Consider the following 17,239-nt stretch of genomic DNA (forward strand, 5'->3'; position numbering starts at 1 on the left):
CCGGATCGCGGAAACCAGACCTGAGGGGAGTACACCGTGACCGCCACGACGACCGCACCGCGCAAGGTGACCCGGCCCCGCGCCGACGCCCTGCGCAACCGCGAGCGGATCGTCACCGCCGCCCGGGAGATGTTCACCGAGTTCGGCCCGGATGTGCCGCTCGACGACATCGCCCGCCGGGCCGGCGTCGGCAACGCCACGCTGTACCGCAACTTCCCCGACCGTGACGCCCTCGTCCGCGAGGTCGTCTGCTCCGTCATGGACCGCACCACCGAGGCGGCCGAGGTCGCGCTCACCGAGACGGGGGACGCCTTCGAGGCGCTGGAGCGTTTCGTGCACACCGCCGCCGACGAGCGGGTCAGCGCGCTGTGCCCGATGATCCAGAGCACCTTCGACCAGAACCACCCGGACCTGGAGGCCGCGCGCGTGCGGTGCGAGGAGCTCGTCGTGGAGCTCATGAACCGCGCGAAGGCGGCAGGCCAGCTCCGTACCGACGTGGACTCGGGCGACCTGCTGATCGTGGTCGCCCAGCTCAGCCGGCCGCCGGCGGGCACCGCCTGCTTCCAGGTCGACCGGTTCGTCCACCGCCATCTCCAGCTGTTCCTGGACGGACTGCGGGCCCCGGCCCGCTCCATCCTCCCGGGCGCGGCCTTGACCATGGAGGACCTGCGCCAGGCCTGACCTGACCCGGCGCCGATGAGTTCAGAAGACCAGACCAGTCCTTAGTACGTCCTCGATCACCTTTTTCCGAACCGAAGTCCCGAAGTGGGTACCCCCATGTCTGAAACAGCCGCAAAGGCTCCCGGCGCACCGGCACCGACCGGTGACGCCAACCGCTGGAAAGCGCTCGTCTTCATCGCGCTCGCCCAGCTCATGGTCGTGCTCGACGCGACCATCGTGAACATCGCCCTGCCGTCGGCCCAGACCGACCTCGGCATATCCGACGGCAACCGCCAGTGGGTCGTCACGGCCTACGCCCTCGCCTTCGGCGGACTCCTGCTCTTCGGCGGCCGCATCGCCGACCTGTGGGGCCGCAAGAACGCCTTCGTCGTCGGCCTGATCGGCTTCGCCGCGGCCTCCGCGCTCGGCGGTGCCGCCACCTCCGGCGCCATGATGTTCGGCGCCCGCGCCCTCCAGGGCGTCTTCGGCGCGCTGCTCGCGCCCGCCGCGCTCTCCCTGCTCGCCGTGATGTTCACGGACGCCAAGGAGCGCGCCAAGGCCTTCGGCATCTACGGTGCCATCGCCGGTGGTGGCGGTGCCGTGGGCTTCATCCTCGGCGGTGTGCTGACCGAGTACATGGACTGGCGCTGGACCTTCTTCGTGAACATCCCGTTCGCGATCGTCGCCGCGCTCGGCGCGTACTTCGTCATCCGTGAGCCGGAGGGCGGCCGCAACCGCAACCCGCTCGACATCCCCGGCGTCCTGCTGTCCACCCTGGGCCTGGTCGCGCTGGTCTACGGCTTCACCCGTGCCGAGTCCGACGGCTGGGGCGACACCGTGACCGTCTCGATGTTCGTCGCGTCGGCCGTCCTGCTGATCGCGTTCGTGGTCACCGAGGCCAAGGTCAAGGCCCCGCTGCTGCCGCTGCGCGTGATCACCGACCGCAACCGCGGCGGGATCTACCTCTCGCTCGGCATCGCGATCATCGCGATGTTCGGCACCTTCCTGTTCCTCACCTACTACCTCCAGATCGTGAAGGGCTTCTCGCCGATCAAGACCGGCTTCGCCTTCATGCCGATGATCGTCGGCATGATGGTCGGCTCGACCCAGATCGGCACCCGTCTGATGACCCGGCTGCCGGCCCGCCTGCTGATGGGCCCCGGCTTCCTGGTCGCCGCGGTCGGCATGCTGCTGATGACCCAGCTGGAGATCGGCTCGTCGTACGCCTCGATCATCCTGCCCGCGATGCTGCTGCTCGGCCTCGGCATGGGTACGGCGTTCATGCCGGCCATGTCCCTGGCCACCCTGGGCGTCGAGCCGCGTGACGCCGGTGTCGCCTCCGCGATGGTCAACACCTCGCAGCAGGTGGGCGGCGCGATCGGTACGGCCCTGCTGAACACGATCGCCGCCTCGGCGACGACCGCGTACATCAAGGACCACATGGGTTCCGCGGCCTCCAAGTCCCAGCAGCAGCTGGTGGCGCTGGAGGGCCAGGTGCACGGCTACACCAACGCGATCTGGTTCGCCGTAGGCATGCTGGCGCTCGCCGCGGTGATCGTGGTGACCCTGGTCAACGCCGGCCGTCCGGACACCACCCCGGTGGCCTCCGGCGACGGCGCGGACGAGGAGCTGGCGATCCCGGTCGTCGCCCACTGACGGCGACCGTCCGGTCGTACCCCTTCGGGCCTGTCGTGCGGACGGGGACGGGGACGCCCCGCACGCACGACCACCAAGGACCTGCCCTGGCTCAGCGGAGCCAGGGCAGGTCCGCACCCGCTTCGTTCGGCTGGAGTCCCTCGGCGACGATCTGCATGATCTCGCCGAGGGACTTCTGCTGTTCCGGGGTGAGCCGGTCGAAGACGGCGTTGCGCACGGCCCGCACATGGCCCGGCGCGGCGCCCTGGAGCATCTCCAGGCCGGGGTCGGTGAGCACCGCGAACTGGCCGCGCTTGTCGTCCGTGCAGTCCTCGCGGCGCACCCAGCCGTTGCGCTCCAGGCGGGCGATCGCGTGCGAGAGCCGGGACCGGGTGATCTTCGCCTTCATGGCCAGCTCGGTCATCCGCAGCCGCCGGTGCGGGGCCTCGGCGAGGCCGACGAGCAGCCCGTAGTAGATGTGCGGCATGCCGGCGTCCCGCTGGAGCTGGCGGTCGAGGTGATCCTCGAGAAGTGTGGTGGCGTGCACGTACGAGCGCCAGATGCGCTGCTCTTCGTCGTCGAGCCACTGGGGCTTGTCATCGGGGGCGGGTGCCGTGTTCATGGGTCCCACTCTACGAGCCCTCTCCTTGAATATTAAACAAATGAGGCGTACAGTCATATCCGAAGAAGCTTTAAATTTGAAGCATCAATCGCACCGAACGCATCGGAAGTACCGGAGGAGTCCCCGCCATGTCCGCCGACACGCTGGAGCGCATGCCCGCCCTCTATCTGAGTCACGGCGCGCCGCCGCTCGCCGACGACCCGATCTGGCCCGGTGAGCTCGCCGCCTGGTCCGCGGAACTGCCCCGCCCCAAGGCGATCCTCATGGTCTCCGCCCACTGGGAGGAGGCCCCCCTCGCTCTCGGCGCGGTCACCCGTGTCCCCCTCGTCTACGACTTCTGGGGCTTCCCCGAGCACTACTACAAGGTGACCTACGACGCCCCCGGCGCGCCCGAACTCGCCGAGTCCGTGCGTAAGTTGCTGCGCGCCCCCGGCATCCCCGTGCAGGACATCCCGGACCGCGGTCTGGACCACGGAGCCTACGTCCCGCTCGTCGAGATGTTCCCCGAAGCCGACATTCCCGTCCTCCAGATCTCCATGCCGACCCTCGACCCGGTCAAGCTCATGGAGATCGGCCGCAAGCTCGCCCCGCTGCGCGACGAGGGCGTCCTGATCGTCGGCTCCGGCTTCTTCACCCACAACCTCGCCGCCCTGCGCCACACCGGGTCCGGAGTGCCCACGTGGTCCTCGGAGTTCGACGAGTGGGGCCGGCAGGCGCTGGAGGCGCGGGACGTGGACTCCCTGCTCGACTTCCTCCACAAGGCCCCGGCCGGGCGCTACGCCCACCCCCGCACCGAGCACTTCGCGCCGCTGTTCGTCACCATGGGCGCGGCCGACGTGAGCGGCGAGCTGGACACCCAGCGGTCCGTCATCGACGGGTTCTGGATGGGGATGGCGAAGCGGTCGGTGCAGTTCGGCTGAGCCCTGGGGGCCCTGCCGGGACGCTCTACAGGTCCTTCTCGTACCAGGCCACGTCCCAGTAGCGGCCGAACTTCCGGCCCACTTCTCGGTAGGTGCCGACGTACCGGAACCCGAAGCGTTCATGCAGCCGCGTGGACGCTTCGTTGGGCTGGGCGATGCCGGCGTAGGCGCGGTGCAGGTCCTGGCCCGCCAGGGTCTCGAAGAGGGCCTTGTAGAGGAGCGTGCCGATGCCGCGGCCGCCGGCGTCCGGAGCGAGGTAGATCGTGACCTCCACGGAGGTCGCGTACGCGGGCTTGGGGCGGAACGGACTGGACGTGGCGTAGCCGAGGAGCCGCTGTGAGGTTCCTGTCGAATGCGTGTCGGTGGCAACCATCAGGCGGTACGGGCCGTCTTCAGGGTGGGAGAGCAGCCAAGGGCGGCGCTCTTCCGGGGTGAAGGCGGCGGTATCGAATGTGATGGGCGTCTCACGGACGTAGTGGTTGTAGAGGTCGGTGAGCGCCTCGAGGTCACCTTCGACTCCCGGCCTGACCTGCACCTCTGCACGCTGCGACGACATCACGCCTCCTCCGTGTGGCCGGGCAGGATACTGCAAGATCAGAAAAATAGCGGCACCGGTGGGAATTCTGTCCGGTTTCCAGTCGTTGTTTCCATCGGATGCAGGGCACCCGAGGAGAGTCCGGAGAGCAACCGGCACTCGGAATCCGGCATCCAAGGACCACCCGCTGACCCCACCATCGCAAGGGAGCACGCATGGCAACCCGTGCCGTCGCCCGTCGTAAGTCCGCCACCGGCGGGTCTACCGACGCGGCACGCAGTGTTCGCGTCCATGGCGGCGAGATCGCCGACCGCGACCTGGTCGGCATGTACCTCGACGAGATCGCGCGTACGCCGCTGCTCGACGCCGCCAAGGAAGTCGAGCTGTCCCAGATCATCGAGGCGGGTGTGTTCGCCCGACAGGTCCTCGACGGGTTCGAGGAGGCCAAGGCGGATGCCACCCGCGAGGAGCTGGAGGCCCTGGTGGAGGAGGCGGAGCGCGCCAAGGACGTGTTCATCCGCTCCAACCTCCGACTGGTCGTCGCCGTGGCCCGCCGCTACCCCCGCAGCGGACTGCCCCTGCTCGACCTGATCCAGGAGGGCAACGCCGGCCTGGTGCGCGCGGTCGAGAAGTTCGACTACCGCAAGGGCTTCAAGTTCTCCACGTACGCGACCTGGTGGATCCGTCAGGCCATCACCCGCTCCATCGCCGACCAGTCCCGCACCATCCGGCTGCCCGTCCACCTCGTGGAGGAGCTGGGCCGCATCCGCCGCGTGCAGCGCGAGTTCAACCGCGAGCACGGCCGCGACCCGGAGCCCGCGGAGATCGCCGCCGAGCTCGGTTCCAACGCCGAGCGCGTGACGGACGTCCTGGACTGGGCCCGTGACCCGGTCTCGCTGAACATGTCGGTGGACGACGACGGCGACACCCAGTTCGGTGACCTCCTGGAGGACACCTCGGCGGTGTCCCCGGAGCAGTCGGTGCTGACGCTGCTGCGCAGCGAGGAGCTGGACGACCTGATCGGCCGCCTGGACCAGCGCACGGCCTCCATCATCAAGATGCGGTACGGCATCGAGGACGGCCGGGAGCGCACCCTGACCGAGGTCGGCAAGGAGCACGGCCTCACCCGCGAGCGGATCCGGCAGATCGAGAAGCACGCCCTGCTGGAGCTGAAGAAGCTGGCGCGCAGCACCGGGTTCGACGCGGCTGCGTGAGCGGGGTATGCCAACCGCGTACGCCGGGTGGCGGAAGACCGCGTAAACATGGCTGTAGTAGGCCGCTTAACCCGCCGGACCCTGGGCAAAAGACTTCAGGGTCCAGGTGTTCGGTCCTGGAGATCGCACCTCCGGGCCCGCCTGAACCAAGTCCCGACGCTCACCCCCCCCGGCGCCGGGACTCTCCCAGAGCCGGACTTCGGCGCCCTCCCCCCGGGCGCCGGGGTCCGGCTCTTTTTTCTGCCCGGCGCCGGATCGGTGGGCGAAGCTGTGGCGGCTCGGCGGGCGAAACGGTGGGTCACCCCGTACCTGAACCACGGGGTGACCCACCGGATGGCAGATTCTGTCACATCGGCATAGCGTGCAGGCCGTGAGCAGCGAGTCGTCCGATGTCCCGGCCGCCCGTCCGGTGGCCGTCTCCCTGACCGAGCGGCGCAAGGCGGCGACCCGGATGGAGATCGCGCGGGCCGCGGGAGAGCTCTTCGTGCGGCAGGGGCCGCGGGGGACCCGGGCGGAGGACATCGCGGCGGCGGCGAGGGTGGCGCCGCGCACCTTCTACCGCTACTTCGCGACGAAGGAGGAGGCGGTCGAGCCGCTGTACTCGGCGGGGGCGCGGCTGTGGGCGGAGGCGGTGCGGTCCGCGCCGGCGGAGCTGTCGGTCGCCGAGGCCCTCACCCACGGCGCGCGGCGGACCCTGACACCGGGGGAGGGGGTCTCCGTCTCCTCCTGGGCCTTCGTCCGCACCCTGATCCGCCTCGCGGACGGTGACGCGGGACTGCGGCGGGTGTGGGCGGAGGTGTGCCGGTCCTCGGAACGACGCCTCGCGGAGGTCCTCACGGAGCGGACCGGCCGCGAGGACGTGCGCTTCCTCGCGGCGGTGGGCAGCGCGGCGGTCCGCACGGCCGTCGAGGCGTGGGCGGCGGGGGAGGAGCCGGCGGAGAGGCTGGTGGAAGTGGCGGTGCGGAATCTGGGGGCGGTGGGGGGCTTTCTGGGCGGTGTCTGACGGGGGTTCAGTCCATCTGCCCCGCCCCGCCCGCACACGGTCTCGGGATCAGATCACGGCGAGACGGTCCACCAGTAGTTCCACCCTCGGCTCGATGTCCTGCGGTGGCAGCCGTCCCGCTCGGGTCAGGGTGGCCAGGCCGTGCAGGGAGGCCCAGAACAGCTCGGTGAACAGTCCCGTGTCGACCCCCTCCCCGGCGACCTCGCCCAGGCTCTCCAGCAGCGCGGCGAAGGCGTCCTTCAGGGACTCCGGGGTGTCCTCCTGTGCGAAGGCCAGACCCCCGTCGAGTTGGAAGAGGGCGTCGTAGACCGCCGGATTGCGCGCGGCGAAGTCGAGGTAGGCGCGGGCGAGGGCGACGACCCGCTCGCGTGGGCCGCTCGCACCGGCGGTCGCGGCCCGCACCGTCACCGCGATCTCGGCCGCCCCCTCGACGGCGACGGCCCCGATGATCTCGCGCTTGCCGCGGAAGTGGCTGTAGAGGACGGGCTGGCTGTATTCGATGCGCTCGGCGAGCCGGCGGGTGGTGACCGCGTCCCAGCCCTGCTGCTCGGCGATCTCGCGGGCGGTCGCCACGATGAGGCGCTCGCGCTCCGCCCGTTCGCGTTCCTTGCGTTCCTGTACCGACATGACTGGATCCTAGCACCGCTAGACAACCGAGCGGCAGTAGTACTAGCGTTGCCTCATCGGCTAGCAACGCTAGATCCCGGGAGGATCATCATGCTCAGCTCACTCGAGGTCATCACCGTCGTGGTCGTCGGCCTGATGGTGGGGGTGGAGGTGGCCGTCGCCTTCGTCCTCGGTCCGATCCTCGACGCCCTGCCCGAGGACAGTGCCCAGCTCGGTCACGCCCACGGGGGCCGGATGCTCGGCGCCGCGATGCCGGTCTGGTACCTCACCTCGCTCGGCCTCGTCGCGGTCTGGGCCGTGGCGGGACGGCACCACGACCACGCCGGACTGGTCGTCGTCGCCGGCGTGCTGCTGCTGATCAGCGTGGTCATGTCGGTTCTGCTGCTCGTCCCGATCAACAACCGCAACAAGACGTGGACCCCGGAGAACCGGCCCGCCGACTGGAAGGAGCAGCTGAACCGCTGGAACCGCTGGCACTACGTCCGGGTCGCCGAGATCATCGCCGCGTTCGGGCTCCTGGCCGTCGCTCGCGCCTGACACGCAGCGTGCCCCGCCCCCGCTCAGGGGCGCGGGGCTGCTTCATGCGCGCCCTCCTTGGACATCCGGCCCTTTTGGGCGCACCCGGCCCCTCAGGCACCCGCCGCCCGAACCAACCGTCCCCCCAACTCCCGCACGGCGGCCACCAGTTCCGGCGGCTCCTCCACCCGGAACTCCACGCCCGTCATCGCCAACCGCACCGCCATCCAGTCCACCGCGTCCCCGACAGAGCTCCGCAGCCGGCACCGGCCCTCGCCCAGGGGCTCCGGAACGCCCATCCACCCCGGCACCCGGGCCGCCACCACGGACACGTCCGCCTCGAACGTCACCACCAGTTCGTACGTCTCCTGGCGCCGGTACATGGACTGCCGCAGGAACTCCGCCGCACTCCCCGTCGGCAACTCCCGCGGAGCGAACCGTGCTCCCGTGGCGAACGGCTCGCTCACCCGGTCCACCCGGAACGTCCGCCAGTCGCCGCGGTCGAGGTCGTAGGCGACGAGATACCAGCGCCGCCCGGTGGACACCAGCCGGTACGGCTCCACCACGCGCCGCGAGGCCGCCCCGTCCTTCGCCCGGTAGGCGAACCGCAGCCGTTCGTGACCGGCCACCGTGGACGCCATCACGGTCAGCGTCCCGGTCGGGATGCTCGCCCCGTCCCCACTGGTCAGCGGGGTCGTCGCGGCCTGGAGGGTGGACACCCGGTGCCGCAGCCGGGAGGGCAGGACCTGCTCCAGCTTCGCCAGGGCCCGCACGGACGCCTCGTCCACCCCCTCGACCGCGTGCCCGGCCCCGGCCCGCAGACCGACCGCGATGGCCACTGCCTCCTCGTCGTCGAGGACCAGCGGTGGCATCGCCTTGCCGGCCACCAGGCGGTAGCCGCCGTCGGAGCCCTTCGTCGCCTGGACCGGATAGCCCAGTTCACGCAGCCGGTCGATGTCCCGCCGGACCGTACGGCGGGAGACCTGGAGCCGGTCGGCGAGCTCGCCGCCGGGCCATTCGCGGGGCGTCTGGAGGAGGGAGAGGAGCGTCAGGAGCCGTGCCGGGGTGTCCGTCGTCATGAGTTCGAGGATGCCGTAGAACTAGGACACGATCTGTCCTACTGGGGTCGTAGCTTCGTTCCATGACCTCCACCGAGACCACATCCACCGCTGTAGCGCCCGCCCCGGGCGACCGGCGTCGCTGGTTCGCCCTCGCCATCGTGATGACCGCGGCCTTCATGGACCTCGTCGACGTCACGATCGTCAACATCGCCATCCCGTCCATCCGGCAGGACGCCGGCGCCTCCGTCAGCCAGATCCAGTGGATCACCGCCGGTTACGCCCTCGCCTTCGCGGCCGGGCTGATCACCGGCGGGCGGCTCGGTGACATCCACGGGCGCAAGCGGCTGTTCCTCGTCGGCATCGGGGGCTTCACGCTCGCGTCGGCGCTGTGCGGCTTCGCCGCGAACCCGGAGATGCTGGTCGCGGCCCGGATCCTGCAAGGGGGCATGGCCGCGATGATGGTTCCGCAGGTGCTGTCGATCGTGCACGCGACCTTCCCGGCGCATGAGCGGGGCAAGGTGTTCGGGCTGTTCGGCGCGGTCGTCGGACTTGGTGCCGTGTCCGGTCCGCTGCTCGGGGCGCTGCTGACCGAGTGGAACCTGTTCGGGCTGGAGTGGCGGCCGATCTTCCTGATCAACCTGCCCGTCGGGATCGCCGGGCTCGTCCTCGGCAGCCGTTTCATCACCGAGTCCAAGGCCCCGCGGGCACTGAAGCTGGACCTGGTGGGCGTGGCCATGGTCGTCCTCGGACTGCTGATGCTGCTCTACCCGCTGACCCGCGGCGAGGAGCTGGACTGGCCGCTGTGGGGATACGCGTCGATGGCCGGCGCGCCCCTGGTGTTCGCCGCGCTGGTGGCGTACGAGAGGCGGAAGGCCGCACGGGACGGGTCGCCGCTGGTCGAGCTGTCGCTGTTCAAGGTGAAGAGCTTCGCGGCCGGGATCGCGGTGCAGACCGTCTTCGGGGTCGGGCTGGGCATCTTCTTCCTGGTGTGGACCCTGTACATGCAGACCGGCCTCGGCTGGACCCCGCTGCGGGCGGGGCTCACCGGGGTGCCGTTCTCCCTCGCCGTGTCCACGGCCGCCGGGCTCTCCGTGCAGCAACTGGTGCCCCGCTTCGGACGCAAGGTCCTCCAGGCCGGCGCGCTGCTGATGGCGGCGGGCGTGCTGCTCTACCTCTGGGAGGCCGACCGGTACGGCATGGGGATCCGCTCCTGGCAGATGGCGCTGCCGCTGGTCGTGATGGGCGTCGGCATGGGCCTGATCGTGGCGCCGCTGACCGACGCGGTGCTGTCGGAGGTGCCGAAGGAGCACGCCGGGTCGGCCTCCGGACTCATCAACACCGTGCAGCAGATGGGCAACGCGCTGGGTCTCGGGCTGGTGTCGGTCGTGTTCTTCGGGGTGATCGGCGACCGGCTGCGCCCCGAGCAGGTGGGGCCGGCCTTCGTGGACGCCTTCCAGCACGCGCTCGGCTGGGTCGCGGCGGTCATGGCCGTCATCTTCCTGCTGATGTTCGCGCTGCCGAAGCGGCCGGCCCAGCATGTGGAGGGCGCGGGCGAACTGCCCGCCGTGGAGGAGAAGGAGCCCGAGCTGGTCTCCTGACCGGTCGATGCGAAGGGGCCCGGTACCTGCTCAGGTACCGGGCCCCTTCGCCGTACCCGGACACCACCGCTCGCCCTGCCCGGACACCACCGCTCGCCGCACTCGGACACAACCGGACGTCCGTTCATGCCCGAGTCGCGCCCGAACCTGTTTACATCGCGGAAATCCGGGCGTAGCCTCCGTTCTGAAACCACACGTTCGGGCATCACTCGGAGGCGAGCGGAATGTACGCACCGGAGCGGCAGCAGGAGATCCTCCGGCTCGCGCGTGACGGCGGGCGGGTGGACGTCGTCTCGCTGGCCGAGGAGTTCCAGGTCACCGCGGAGACCATCCGCCGGGACCTGAAGGCCCTCGACCGCGCCGGCCTGCTGCGCCGGGTGCACGGCGGGGCCCTCCCGGCCGGGCGTCTCGACTTCGAGCCGGACCTCGCCGAGCGCGAGACGACCGCGGCCGACGAGAAGGACCACATCGCCAAGGCGGCCCTCGCGGAACTGCCGGCCGAGGGCACCCTGATTCTCGACGCCGGCACGACCGTGGCCCGCCTCGCCGCCGCCGTCCCGCTGGAGGCCTCGCTCACCGTCGTCACCCACAGCCTGCCGATCGCGGCCCGCCTCGCGGACCACCCCGGCATCCAGCTCCACCTCGTCGGAGGGCGGGTACGGCACCGTACCCGCGCGGCCGTCGACGCCTGGGCGCTGCGGGCCTACGGCGAGATCCGGGCCGACGTCCTGTTCGTCGCCGCCAACGGCTTCTCCGCCGAGCACGGCCTGACCACCCCCGACCTCGCCGAGGCCGCGGTCAAGCGCGCGGCGATCGCCGCCGCCCGCCGCGTGGTCCTCCTCGCCGACTCCGCCAAGCACGGCCAGGAGCACTTCGCCCGCTTCGGCGACCTGGGCGACGTGGACCTGTTGATCACCGACAGCGGGCTGAGCCCCGAAGACACCGCCGCCATCGAGCACGGCGGCACGGAAGTGCTCTGTGTCTAGAAACGAGTGCGCATGATCCTCACCGTCACCCCCAACCCGTCCCTGGACCGCACCTACGAGGTGCCCGCCCTCGACCGCGGCGAGGTCATCCGCGCCACCGGCGAGCGGATGGACCCCGGCGGCAAGGGCGTCAACGTCTCGCGCGCGGTCGCCGCCGCCGGACAGCGCACGGTCGCCGTCCTCCCGCTGGGCGGGGCGCCGGGCGCGCTCGTCGCCGACCTGCTCGACGCACAGGGCATCGAGGTCGCGCCGGTGCCGGTCGCGGGCGCCACCCGCTCGAACATCGCGCTCGCCGAGTCCGACGGGGTGCTCACGAAGATCAACGCGCCGGGCCCCGAACTCTCTCCCGACGAGCAGGAACTGCTCCTGGAGACGGTGCGCGCGCAGTCCCGGGACGCGGCCTGGATCGCCTGCTGCGGAAGCCTGCCCCGGGGGCTCGCGCCCTCCTGGTACGCCGACGTGGTCGCCCGGGCGCACGCCGGAGGCGCCCGGATCGCCCTGGACACCTCGGGGCGCGCCCTCCAGGAGGCGCTGCGGGAGCGGCCCGACGTGGTCAAGCCCAACGCCGAGGAGCTCGCGGAGGCTGTCGGACGCCCCCTCGCCACCGTGGGCGACGCCCTGAAGGCCGCCGAGGAACTGCGCGAGATGGGCGCCCGTGCCGTCCTCGCGAGCCTCGGCGCGGACGGGCAGCTGCTCGTGGACGCCTCGGGCGCCTGGTTCGCCGGCGCGCGCGTGGACGTCGTACGCAGCAATGTCGGCGCGGGCGACTCGTCCCTGGCCGGCTTCCTGATCGCCGGCGGCAGCGGCCCGGACGCCCTCGCCTCCGCGGTGGCGCACGGCGCGGCGGCCGTCCAGCTGCCCGGCAGCGTCATGCCGACCCCGGCCGACCTGGACCCGGCGGCCGTCACGGTCACGGCCGAGGTGCCGGTGGACCGCCCGCTCAAGGAGCCCGTGTCATGAACGGCCCGTTCATACCGCCCCTCGCGGCTCTCCCCACAGCCGCACCGGCCCGCATGGACGCCCCGGCGGCCGTACCGGCCCGCATGGACGCCCCTACGGCCGTACCGGCGCTGTTACTCCCCGCCGCCACCCCCCTCCCGGTGAAGAACCCCCGCTGCACCCCCGTCCCCACCCCCGACGCCCACTCCACTTTCCGGGCGATACGCGTGCGAAGGAGCCCGCGATGAGCGAGATGATCACCGCGGACCTGGTCGACCTCGACCTGTCCGCCGATACCAAGGAAGCGGCGGCACGTGCCCTCGCCGAGCGCATGGTCGCCCTGGGCCGGGTCACCGACCTGGACGGCTTCCTCGCCGACGTGGCCGCCCGTGAGGCCCAGATGCCGACCGGCCTCGACGGCGGCATCGGCATCCCGCACTGCCGCAGCGAGCACGTCACCGAGCCGACGCTCGCCTTCGGGCGCAGCGCCGCCGGCATCGACTTCGGCGCGCCGGACGGCCCCGCCGACCTGATCTTCCTGATCGCCGCCCCCGCGGGCGCCGACGACGCCCACCTGACGATCCTGTCCTCGCTGGCCCGGCAGCTGATGAACACCGAGTTCACGGACGCGCTGCGGGCCGCGGGGGACGCGGCGGGCGCGGCGGCGCTGATCCGCGGGGACGAGGCCCCCGCCGAGGCGGCCACCGCCCCGCAGACCTCCGAAGACTCCGTTGCGGCATCGGCGGCGGCCTCCGCCGATGCCGCAACGGCCGACACCGCGCCGGCCGCCCCCGCCGCCCCGGCGGCACCCTTCCGGATCGTCGCCGTCACCTCCTGCCCGACCGGCATCGCCCACACCTACATGGCCGCCGAGTCGCTGGAGAACGCGGGCCGCGAGGCAGGTGTCGAACTCGTCGTCGAGACCCAGGGCTCGGCCGGCTTCGAGCGGCTCGACCCGGCGGTCATCGCGGCGGCGGACGGCGTGATCTTCGCCCACGACGTCCCCGTGCGGGAGAAGGACCGCTTCGCCGGCAAGCCCACCGTGGACGTCGGCGTGAAGGCGGGCATCAACCGCCCCGCCGAACTCATCACCGAGGTACGCGGAAAGGCGGCCCGCGGTGAGGTCAGCGCCTCCGCCACGGGCGGAACTCCGGTCGAGCGGGCCGGCGACCCCGGCGACGGCTACGGCACCAAGCTCCGCAAGTGGCTGATGACCGGCGTGAGCTACATGGTCCCCTTCGTCGCCGCGGGCGGTCTCCTCATCGCCCTCGGCTTCGCGATCGGCGGATACCAGATCAACGGCGCCAAGTCGGTCTCCGAGCACTTCGACTGGGGCCAGGTCGACAGCTGGGGCGCGCTGCTGTTCCAGATCGGCGGGGTCGCCTTCGGCTTCCTGATCCCGGTGCTCGCCGGATACATCGCCTTCGGCATGGCCGACCGGCCGGGACTCGTGCCGGGCTTCGTCGGCGGCATGATCTCCGTCAACATCAACGCCGGCTTCCTCGGCGGCCTGGTCGCCGGTCTGCTGGCCGGTGGCGTGGTCCTCGGCATCCAGCGGGTGAAGATCCCGCCGGTCCTGCGCGGCATCATGCCGGTGGTCGTCATCCCGCTGATCTCGTCGATCGTCGTCGGCTTCCTGATGTTCATCGTCATCGGCAAGCCCATCGCCGAGGCCCAGAAGGCCATGACGGACTGGCTCAACAGCCTCTCCGGCACCAACGCCGTCCTGCTCGGCATCCTCCTCGGCCTGATGATGTGCTTCGACCTCGGCGGCCCGGTCAACAAGGTCGCCTACGCCTTCGCCACCGCCGGAATCGCCGTCCAGAACCCGAGCGACTCCGCGATGAAGGTCATGGCCGCCGTGATGGCCGCCGGCATGGTGCCCCCGCTGGGCATGGCCCTCGCGACCACCGTCCGCAAGAAGCTCTTCACCCCCGCCGAACGCGAGAACGGCAAGGCGGCCTGGGTCCTCGGTGCCTCCTTCATCTCCGAGGGCGCGATCCCGTTCGCCGCGGCCGACCCGCTGCGCGTCATCCCCTCCTCCATGGTGGGCGGCGCGGTCACCGGCGGCCTGACCATGGCCTTCGGCTCCACCCTGCGCGCCCCGCACGGCGGCATCTGGGTCACCTTCCTGATCGGCAAGCCGTTCCTCTACCTGCTGGCCATCGCCATCGGTACGGCGATCACGGCCGGCCTGGTCATCGTCCTGAAGGGGCTGCGCAAGACGGCCCCGGAGGCCGAGGCCCCCGCGGCACCCGTCACCGAACAGCAGGCGAAGCAGCCGGTCGCCGCGTAGGAACCGCCCCTTTGGGGCTGCTGTGAGGTGTTCACGGCACCTGCGAGATACGTCACGGTCCGGGGCCAAAGTCCCGGACCGTGGTGTCTACTGGACGGCATGCCTGAGCACGTCTCCGTCTATCAACTGCTGGGTGTGACCCTTCTCGTCCTGGTGGTCTTCGCCTGGACCGCGGGGTTGGCCTACCTGCTGCGCCACGGCCGCCACGAAGCCGTCACCTGGCGCGTCGACCACGGCCTGCCCGCCTTCCCCCGCCAGCGCGCGGCCGCCCCCGGCCATGAGTCCGTCCCCCTGACCCCGGCGGAGGAGGACGCGTTCGCGGGTCTGGTACGACAGCTCAGCGGCGGCCGCTGACGTCAACCGCCGGTCCGCTCAGGACAGTTGCGCCGCGCGCCGTTCCATCGCCTCGCGGGCCGCGTCCTCGCTGACGTACACCTCGCACATGTGCCGTCCGTCCGGCGTGGCCGTGTGCTCGACCTCCCACAGGGAGATCTCCGCGCCGTCGCGCAGCAGGAACGCGTGCTCGTACAGCGAGAAACCCAGCCCGGCCCGCCCCGCCCGGCACGGGCGCCCGAAGGCCTGCGTGATCTGGTGCGCGAACGCCTCGGACAGCAGCGCCGCCGTCTCCGCGCCCGGCCGGTCCGCGTTCTCCGCGCGGCGCAGCAGCCGGCGCGCGTGGTCCGGTGAGTCGTCCGGGACGTAGGTGTGCCGCGGCGGGTGCACGGGCTCCAGCTGTACCGTCACCGGCAGTTCGAAGTCAGGGGTCTCCGCCGGTAAGGGCAGCCGGGCGGTCGCCGCCCGCAGCTCCTCCTCGTCGACGTACACCTCGTGCTGGGGCAGGCTGTCGCGGGCGGTGTTGTGGACGAGCTCCCACAGGGTGAGCGCGGAGCCGTCGTCGATCAGCCAGGTGTGCCGGTACGTCTCGCGGTGCAGGCCCGCGCTGTGGTGCGCGGAGTGCAGCGAACTGTCGTACGCCAGCGCGCAGTCCAGGCGCCGGATGGTCTCGTCCGGCAGCTCGAAGGAGTTCAGGGCACGACCGAGGAGACGCGCGAGGTGCTCCTCCGGAGACTCGGGCGACTCGGGTGGTTCGTACGCTGCCGTCTCGTACGGAACGCTCAAGGTTTCTCCCGGCGTTGCTGCATGTCACCTTGTGGGTGCATACCGTAGCCCCTCGGTCGGACATCATGTCCGGGAACCGAGAAAACGTACGTCCGGAAAACGCCCGGGCCGCGCGAGAAGTTCCCACGCGGCCCGATGTTCCGTCAAAAGCCGCCGGTCAGACGGCACTTCCGGCGGTCCACTCGCCCCAGGGGAGGTTCCAGCCGTTGAGTCCGTTGTCGGGTGCGACCTGCTTGTCGGGGGAGTTCTTCACGATGACGACGTCCCCGACGACCGAGCTGTCGTAGAACCACTTGGCCGGTGTGTCGCCCTGGCCGCCCTTGACGTCCCGCAGCCCCACGCAGCCATGGCTGGTGCCGGTGCGGCCGAAGGGCGGATTGCCCTGGCTGTACCAGTAGTTGCCATGGATGAAGGTGCCGGACTGCGTCAGCCGCATCGCGTCCGGCACGTCCGGGATGTCGTACGCGTTGGCCAGCGCGACCGTCCGGCTGTCCATGCGGATCTTCTTGTGCTTCTCGGTGATCACCATCTGCCCGTTGTAGGTGGTGAACTCCTTGCTGCCGGACGAGATCGGCACCTTCTTGAGGACCTTGCCGTCCCGCACCACCGTCATGGTCTGCGTCTTCACGTCCACCGTGGAGACCTGGGACCGTCCGACGGTGAAGCTGACGGTCCTGCGCTGCACGCCGGTCACGCCGTTCGCCCCCTCGACCCCGTCCAGGTCGATCCTCATCGTGACCTTGGAGCCGGCCTTCCAGTACTCCTGGGGCCGGAAGTCGAGCCGCTGCGACCCGAACCAGTGCCCCACCACCCGCTGTCCGCTGCTGGAGCTGACCGTGATGTGCGACTGCACGGCCTTCCTGTCGCTGATCGCCTTGTCGAAGCTGAACGACACCGGCATCCCCACGCCGACCGTCGTCCCGTCGTCCGGCGTGTACGTCCCGATGAAGCTGTTCGCCTTCGAGACGGTCGTGAACACCGACTTCGCGGCCACGGCCTTCCCGTCCGCGTCCTTCGCCGTCGCGGTGATCCGGTACTTCGTCCCCCGCTCCAGCTGCTCCGCGGGCTGCCAGCTCCCGCCGCCGGCCGCGATCGTCCCCGGTACGTCCTCGCCCGTCCCCGCCACCGTCATCCTCACGCCGGTCAGCGTGCCGTCGCTGACCTTCACGCCGGTCGAGTTGATCGAGGCACCGGTGGAACCGTTCTTCGCGGAGATCGCGATCTCCGCCGCGGACGACTGCGCGGAGTCCTTGCCGCCCTTGCCCTCACTGCCGCCGTCGGAGTCGCCTCCGCACGCGCTGAGGGTGAGGGCGCCGACCACCAGGACGGCACAGGTCCCCAGTGCGCGCCGTGCTGCTATGTCCGGCGTTGCCAAGGTCTGCTCCAGATTCATGTGAGATGCGTGGCCCGCTCCGTTCTCCTGTGTGAGGAAAAGAGGGACCCGGTCCCCGGCCGGGTTCCCCGTGCGCGAGACGAATGCCCTCATGTGACAGTGAGGACACCGACCG

General features: G+C 70.9%; 18 protein-coding genes. 12 read left to right on the forward strand and 6 right to left on the reverse strand.

The window, feature by feature from the left end:
* Positions 1 to 36 precede the first annotated feature (36 nt).
* Together H295_RS0123155 and H295_RS0123160 are read left to right on the forward strand one after the other, a co-directional pair.
* Entirely contained in the window at positions 37 to 681 is a 645-nt protein-coding gene (locus H295_RS0123155; protein ID WP_020137739.1) for a TetR/AcrR family transcriptional regulator, read from the forward strand.
* Between the two features lie 96 nt (positions 682 to 777).
* Entirely contained in the window at positions 778 to 2,316 is a 1,539-nt protein-coding gene (locus H295_RS0123160; RefSeq protein WP_028809657.1) for an MFS transporter, read from the forward strand.
* Between the two features lie 91 nt (positions 2,317 to 2,407).
* Here the strand turns inward: H295_RS0123160 and H295_RS0123165 are convergent, their stop codons facing one another.
* A complete protein-coding gene (locus tag H295_RS0123165; RefSeq protein WP_020137741.1) occupies positions 2,408 to 2,917 on the reverse strand; it encodes a MarR family winged helix-turn-helix transcriptional regulator in 510 nt (169 codons plus the stop codon).
* Positions 2,918 to 3,045: 128 nt separating this feature from the next.
* Between H295_RS0123165 and H295_RS0123170 the strand changes: the two genes are divergently transcribed.
* Positions 3,046 to 3,837 (forward strand): dioxygenase, encoded by a 792-nt coding sequence (locus H295_RS0123170; protein WP_020137742.1) that lies wholly within the window; start codon positions 3,046 to 3,048, stop codon positions 3,835 to 3,837.
* 25 nt (positions 3,838 to 3,862) lie between these two features.
* On the opposite strand, the gene H295_RS0123175 is transcribed toward H295_RS0123170, so the two are convergent.
* On the reverse strand, positions 3,863 to 4,393 hold the full coding sequence (locus H295_RS0123175; RefSeq protein ID WP_020137743.1) for a GNAT family N-acetyltransferase: 531 nt from the start codon (positions 4,391 to 4,393) through the stop codon (positions 3,863 to 3,865).
* Positions 4,394 to 4,587: 194 nt separating this feature from the next.
* Between H295_RS0123175 and H295_RS0123180 the strand changes: the two genes are divergently transcribed.
* Together H295_RS0123180 and H295_RS0123185 are read left to right on the forward strand one after the other, a co-directional pair.
* The gene (locus H295_RS0123180) at positions 4,588 to 5,586 is read left to right on the forward strand and encodes a sigma-70 family RNA polymerase sigma factor (RefSeq protein ID WP_020137744.1); all 999 of its coding nucleotides are present in this window, start codon (positions 4,588 to 4,590) and stop codon (positions 5,584 to 5,586) included.
* Positions 5,587 to 5,947: 361 nt separating this feature from the next.
* Positions 5,948 to 6,589 (forward strand): helix-turn-helix domain-containing protein, encoded by a 642-nt coding sequence (locus H295_RS0123185; protein WP_020137745.1) that lies wholly within the window; start codon positions 5,948 to 5,950, stop codon positions 6,587 to 6,589.
* Between the two features lie 48 nt (positions 6,590 to 6,637).
* On the opposite strand, the gene H295_RS0123190 is transcribed toward H295_RS0123185, so the two are convergent.
* On the reverse strand, positions 6,638 to 7,216 hold the full coding sequence (locus H295_RS0123190; RefSeq protein ID WP_020137746.1) for a TetR/AcrR family transcriptional regulator: 579 nt from the start codon (positions 7,214 to 7,216) through the stop codon (positions 6,638 to 6,640).
* Between the two features lie 90 nt (positions 7,217 to 7,306).
* On the opposite strand from H295_RS0123190, the gene H295_RS0123195 reads away from it, so the two are divergent.
* A complete protein-coding gene (locus H295_RS0123195; RefSeq protein ID WP_020137747.1) occupies positions 7,307 to 7,753 on the forward strand; it encodes a DUF1772 domain-containing protein in 447 nt (148 codons plus the stop codon).
* 92 nt (positions 7,754 to 7,845) lie between these two features.
* Here the strand turns inward: H295_RS0123195 and H295_RS0123200 are convergent, their stop codons facing one another.
* On the reverse strand, positions 7,846 to 8,811 hold the full coding sequence (locus tag H295_RS0123200) for a helix-turn-helix transcriptional regulator (RefSeq protein WP_020137748.1): 966 nt from the start codon (positions 8,809 to 8,811) through the stop codon (positions 7,846 to 7,848).
* A gap of 62 nt (positions 8,812 to 8,873) precedes the next feature.
* On the opposite strand from H295_RS0123200, the gene H295_RS0123205 reads away from it, so the two are divergent.
* From H295_RS0123205 to H295_RS0123225, 6 genes are all read left to right on the forward strand, one after another.
* Positions 8,874 to 10,391 carry an MFS transporter gene (locus H295_RS0123205; RefSeq protein WP_020137749.1) on the forward strand — a complete coding sequence of 506 codons (1,518 nt, stop codon included), beginning with the start codon at positions 8,874 to 8,876 and terminating at the stop codon, positions 10,389 to 10,391.
* Positions 10,392 to 10,615: 224 nt separating this feature from the next.
* Positions 10,616 to 11,377, forward strand: a complete 762-nt coding sequence (locus tag H295_RS0123210; RefSeq protein WP_020137750.1) for a DeoR/GlpR family DNA-binding transcription regulator — start codon at positions 10,616 to 10,618, stop codon at positions 11,375 to 11,377.
* 12 nt (positions 11,378 to 11,389) lie between these two features.
* Entirely contained in the window at positions 11,390 to 12,337 is a 948-nt protein-coding gene (gene pfkB / locus H295_RS0123215) for a 1-phosphofructokinase (RefSeq protein WP_020137751.1), read from the forward strand.
* The gene (locus H295_RS47240; protein WP_158691062.1) at positions 12,334 to 12,564 is read left to right on the forward strand and encodes a hypothetical protein; all 231 of its coding nucleotides are present in this window, start codon (positions 12,334 to 12,336) and stop codon (positions 12,562 to 12,564) included. The genes pfkB and H295_RS47240 overlap by 4 nt, the downstream gene beginning before the upstream one ends.
* Complete coding sequence (locus H295_RS0123220) at positions 12,561 to 14,612, forward strand: PTS fructose transporter subunit IIABC (RefSeq protein WP_020137752.1); 2,052 nt, start codon at positions 12,561 to 12,563, stop codon at positions 14,610 to 14,612. Before H295_RS47240 ends, H295_RS0123220 begins: the two co-directional genes overlap by 4 nt.
* Before the next feature lie 99 nt (positions 14,613 to 14,711).
* Entirely contained in the window at positions 14,712 to 14,966 is a 255-nt protein-coding gene (locus H295_RS0123225; RefSeq protein ID WP_020137753.1) for a hypothetical protein, read from the forward strand.
* A gap of 18 nt (positions 14,967 to 14,984) precedes the next feature.
* Here the strand turns inward: H295_RS0123225 and H295_RS0123230 are convergent, their stop codons facing one another.
* Both H295_RS0123230 and H295_RS0123235 read right to left on the reverse strand, forming a co-directional pair.
* A complete protein-coding gene (locus H295_RS0123230; protein ID WP_020137754.1) occupies positions 14,985 to 15,731 on the reverse strand; it encodes a DUF6227 family protein in 747 nt (248 codons plus the stop codon).
* Positions 15,732 to 15,888: 157 nt separating this feature from the next.
* Positions 15,889 to 17,124 (reverse strand): L,D-transpeptidase, encoded by a 1,236-nt coding sequence (locus H295_RS0123235; RefSeq protein ID WP_020137755.1) that lies wholly within the window; start codon positions 17,122 to 17,124, stop codon positions 15,889 to 15,891.
* Positions 17,125 to 17,239 lie beyond the last annotated feature (115 nt).

This window comes from Streptomyces sp. 351MFTsu5.1, from assembly GCF_000383655.1.
Classification (GTDB): Bacteria; Actinomycetota; Actinomycetes; order Streptomycetales; family Streptomycetaceae; genus Streptomyces; species Streptomyces griseorubiginosus.

Bases quoted from the DNA above. Each gene is read 5' to 3' on its own strand.
- H295_RS0123160 (WP_028809657.1), top strand. From the start codon at position 778: ATGTCTGAAACAGCCGCAAAGGCTCCCGGCGCACCGGCACCGACCGGT.
- H295_RS47240 (WP_158691062.1), top strand. From the start codon at position 12,334: ATGAACGGCCCGTTCATACCGCCCCTCGCGGCTCTCCCCACAGCCGCA.
- H295_RS0123170 (WP_020137742.1), top strand. From the start codon at position 3,046: ATGTCCGCCGACACGCTGGAGCGCATGCCCGCCCTCTATCTGAGTCAC.
- H295_RS0123235 (WP_020137755.1), bottom strand. From the start codon at position 17,124: ATGAATCTGGAGCAGACCTTGGCAACGCCGGACATAGCAGCACGGCGC.
- pfkB (WP_020137751.1), top strand. From the start codon at position 11,390: ATGATCCTCACCGTCACCCCCAACCCGTCCCTGGACCGCACCTACGAG.
- H295_RS0123210 (WP_020137750.1), top strand. From the start codon at position 10,616: ATGTACGCACCGGAGCGGCAGCAGGAGATCCTCCGGCTCGCGCGTGAC.
- H295_RS0123225 (WP_020137753.1), top strand. From the start codon at position 14,712: ATGCCTGAGCACGTCTCCGTCTATCAACTGCTGGGTGTGACCCTTCTC.
- H295_RS0123180 (WP_020137744.1), top strand. From the start codon at position 4,588: ATGGCAACCCGTGCCGTCGCCCGTCGTAAGTCCGCCACCGGCGGGTCT.
- H295_RS0123200 (WP_020137748.1), bottom strand. From the start codon at position 8,811: ATGACGACGGACACCCCGGCACGGCTCCTGACGCTCCTCTCCCTCCTC.
- H295_RS0123175 (WP_020137743.1), bottom strand. From the start codon at position 4,393: ATGTCGTCGCAGCGTGCAGAGGTGCAGGTCAGGCCGGGAGTCGAAGGT.
- H295_RS0123220 (WP_020137752.1), top strand. From the start codon at position 12,561: ATGAGCGAGATGATCACCGCGGACCTGGTCGACCTCGACCTGTCCGCC.
- H295_RS0123190 (WP_020137746.1), bottom strand. From the start codon at position 7,216: ATGTCGGTACAGGAACGCAAGGAACGCGAACGGGCGGAGCGCGAGCGC.
- H295_RS0123165 (WP_020137741.1), bottom strand. From the start codon at position 2,917: ATGAACACGGCACCCGCCCCCGATGACAAGCCCCAGTGGCTCGACGAC.
- H295_RS0123205 (WP_020137749.1), top strand. From the start codon at position 8,874: ATGACCTCCACCGAGACCACATCCACCGCTGTAGCGCCCGCCCCGGGC.
- H295_RS0123195 (WP_020137747.1), top strand. From the start codon at position 7,307: ATGCTCAGCTCACTCGAGGTCATCACCGTCGTGGTCGTCGGCCTGATG.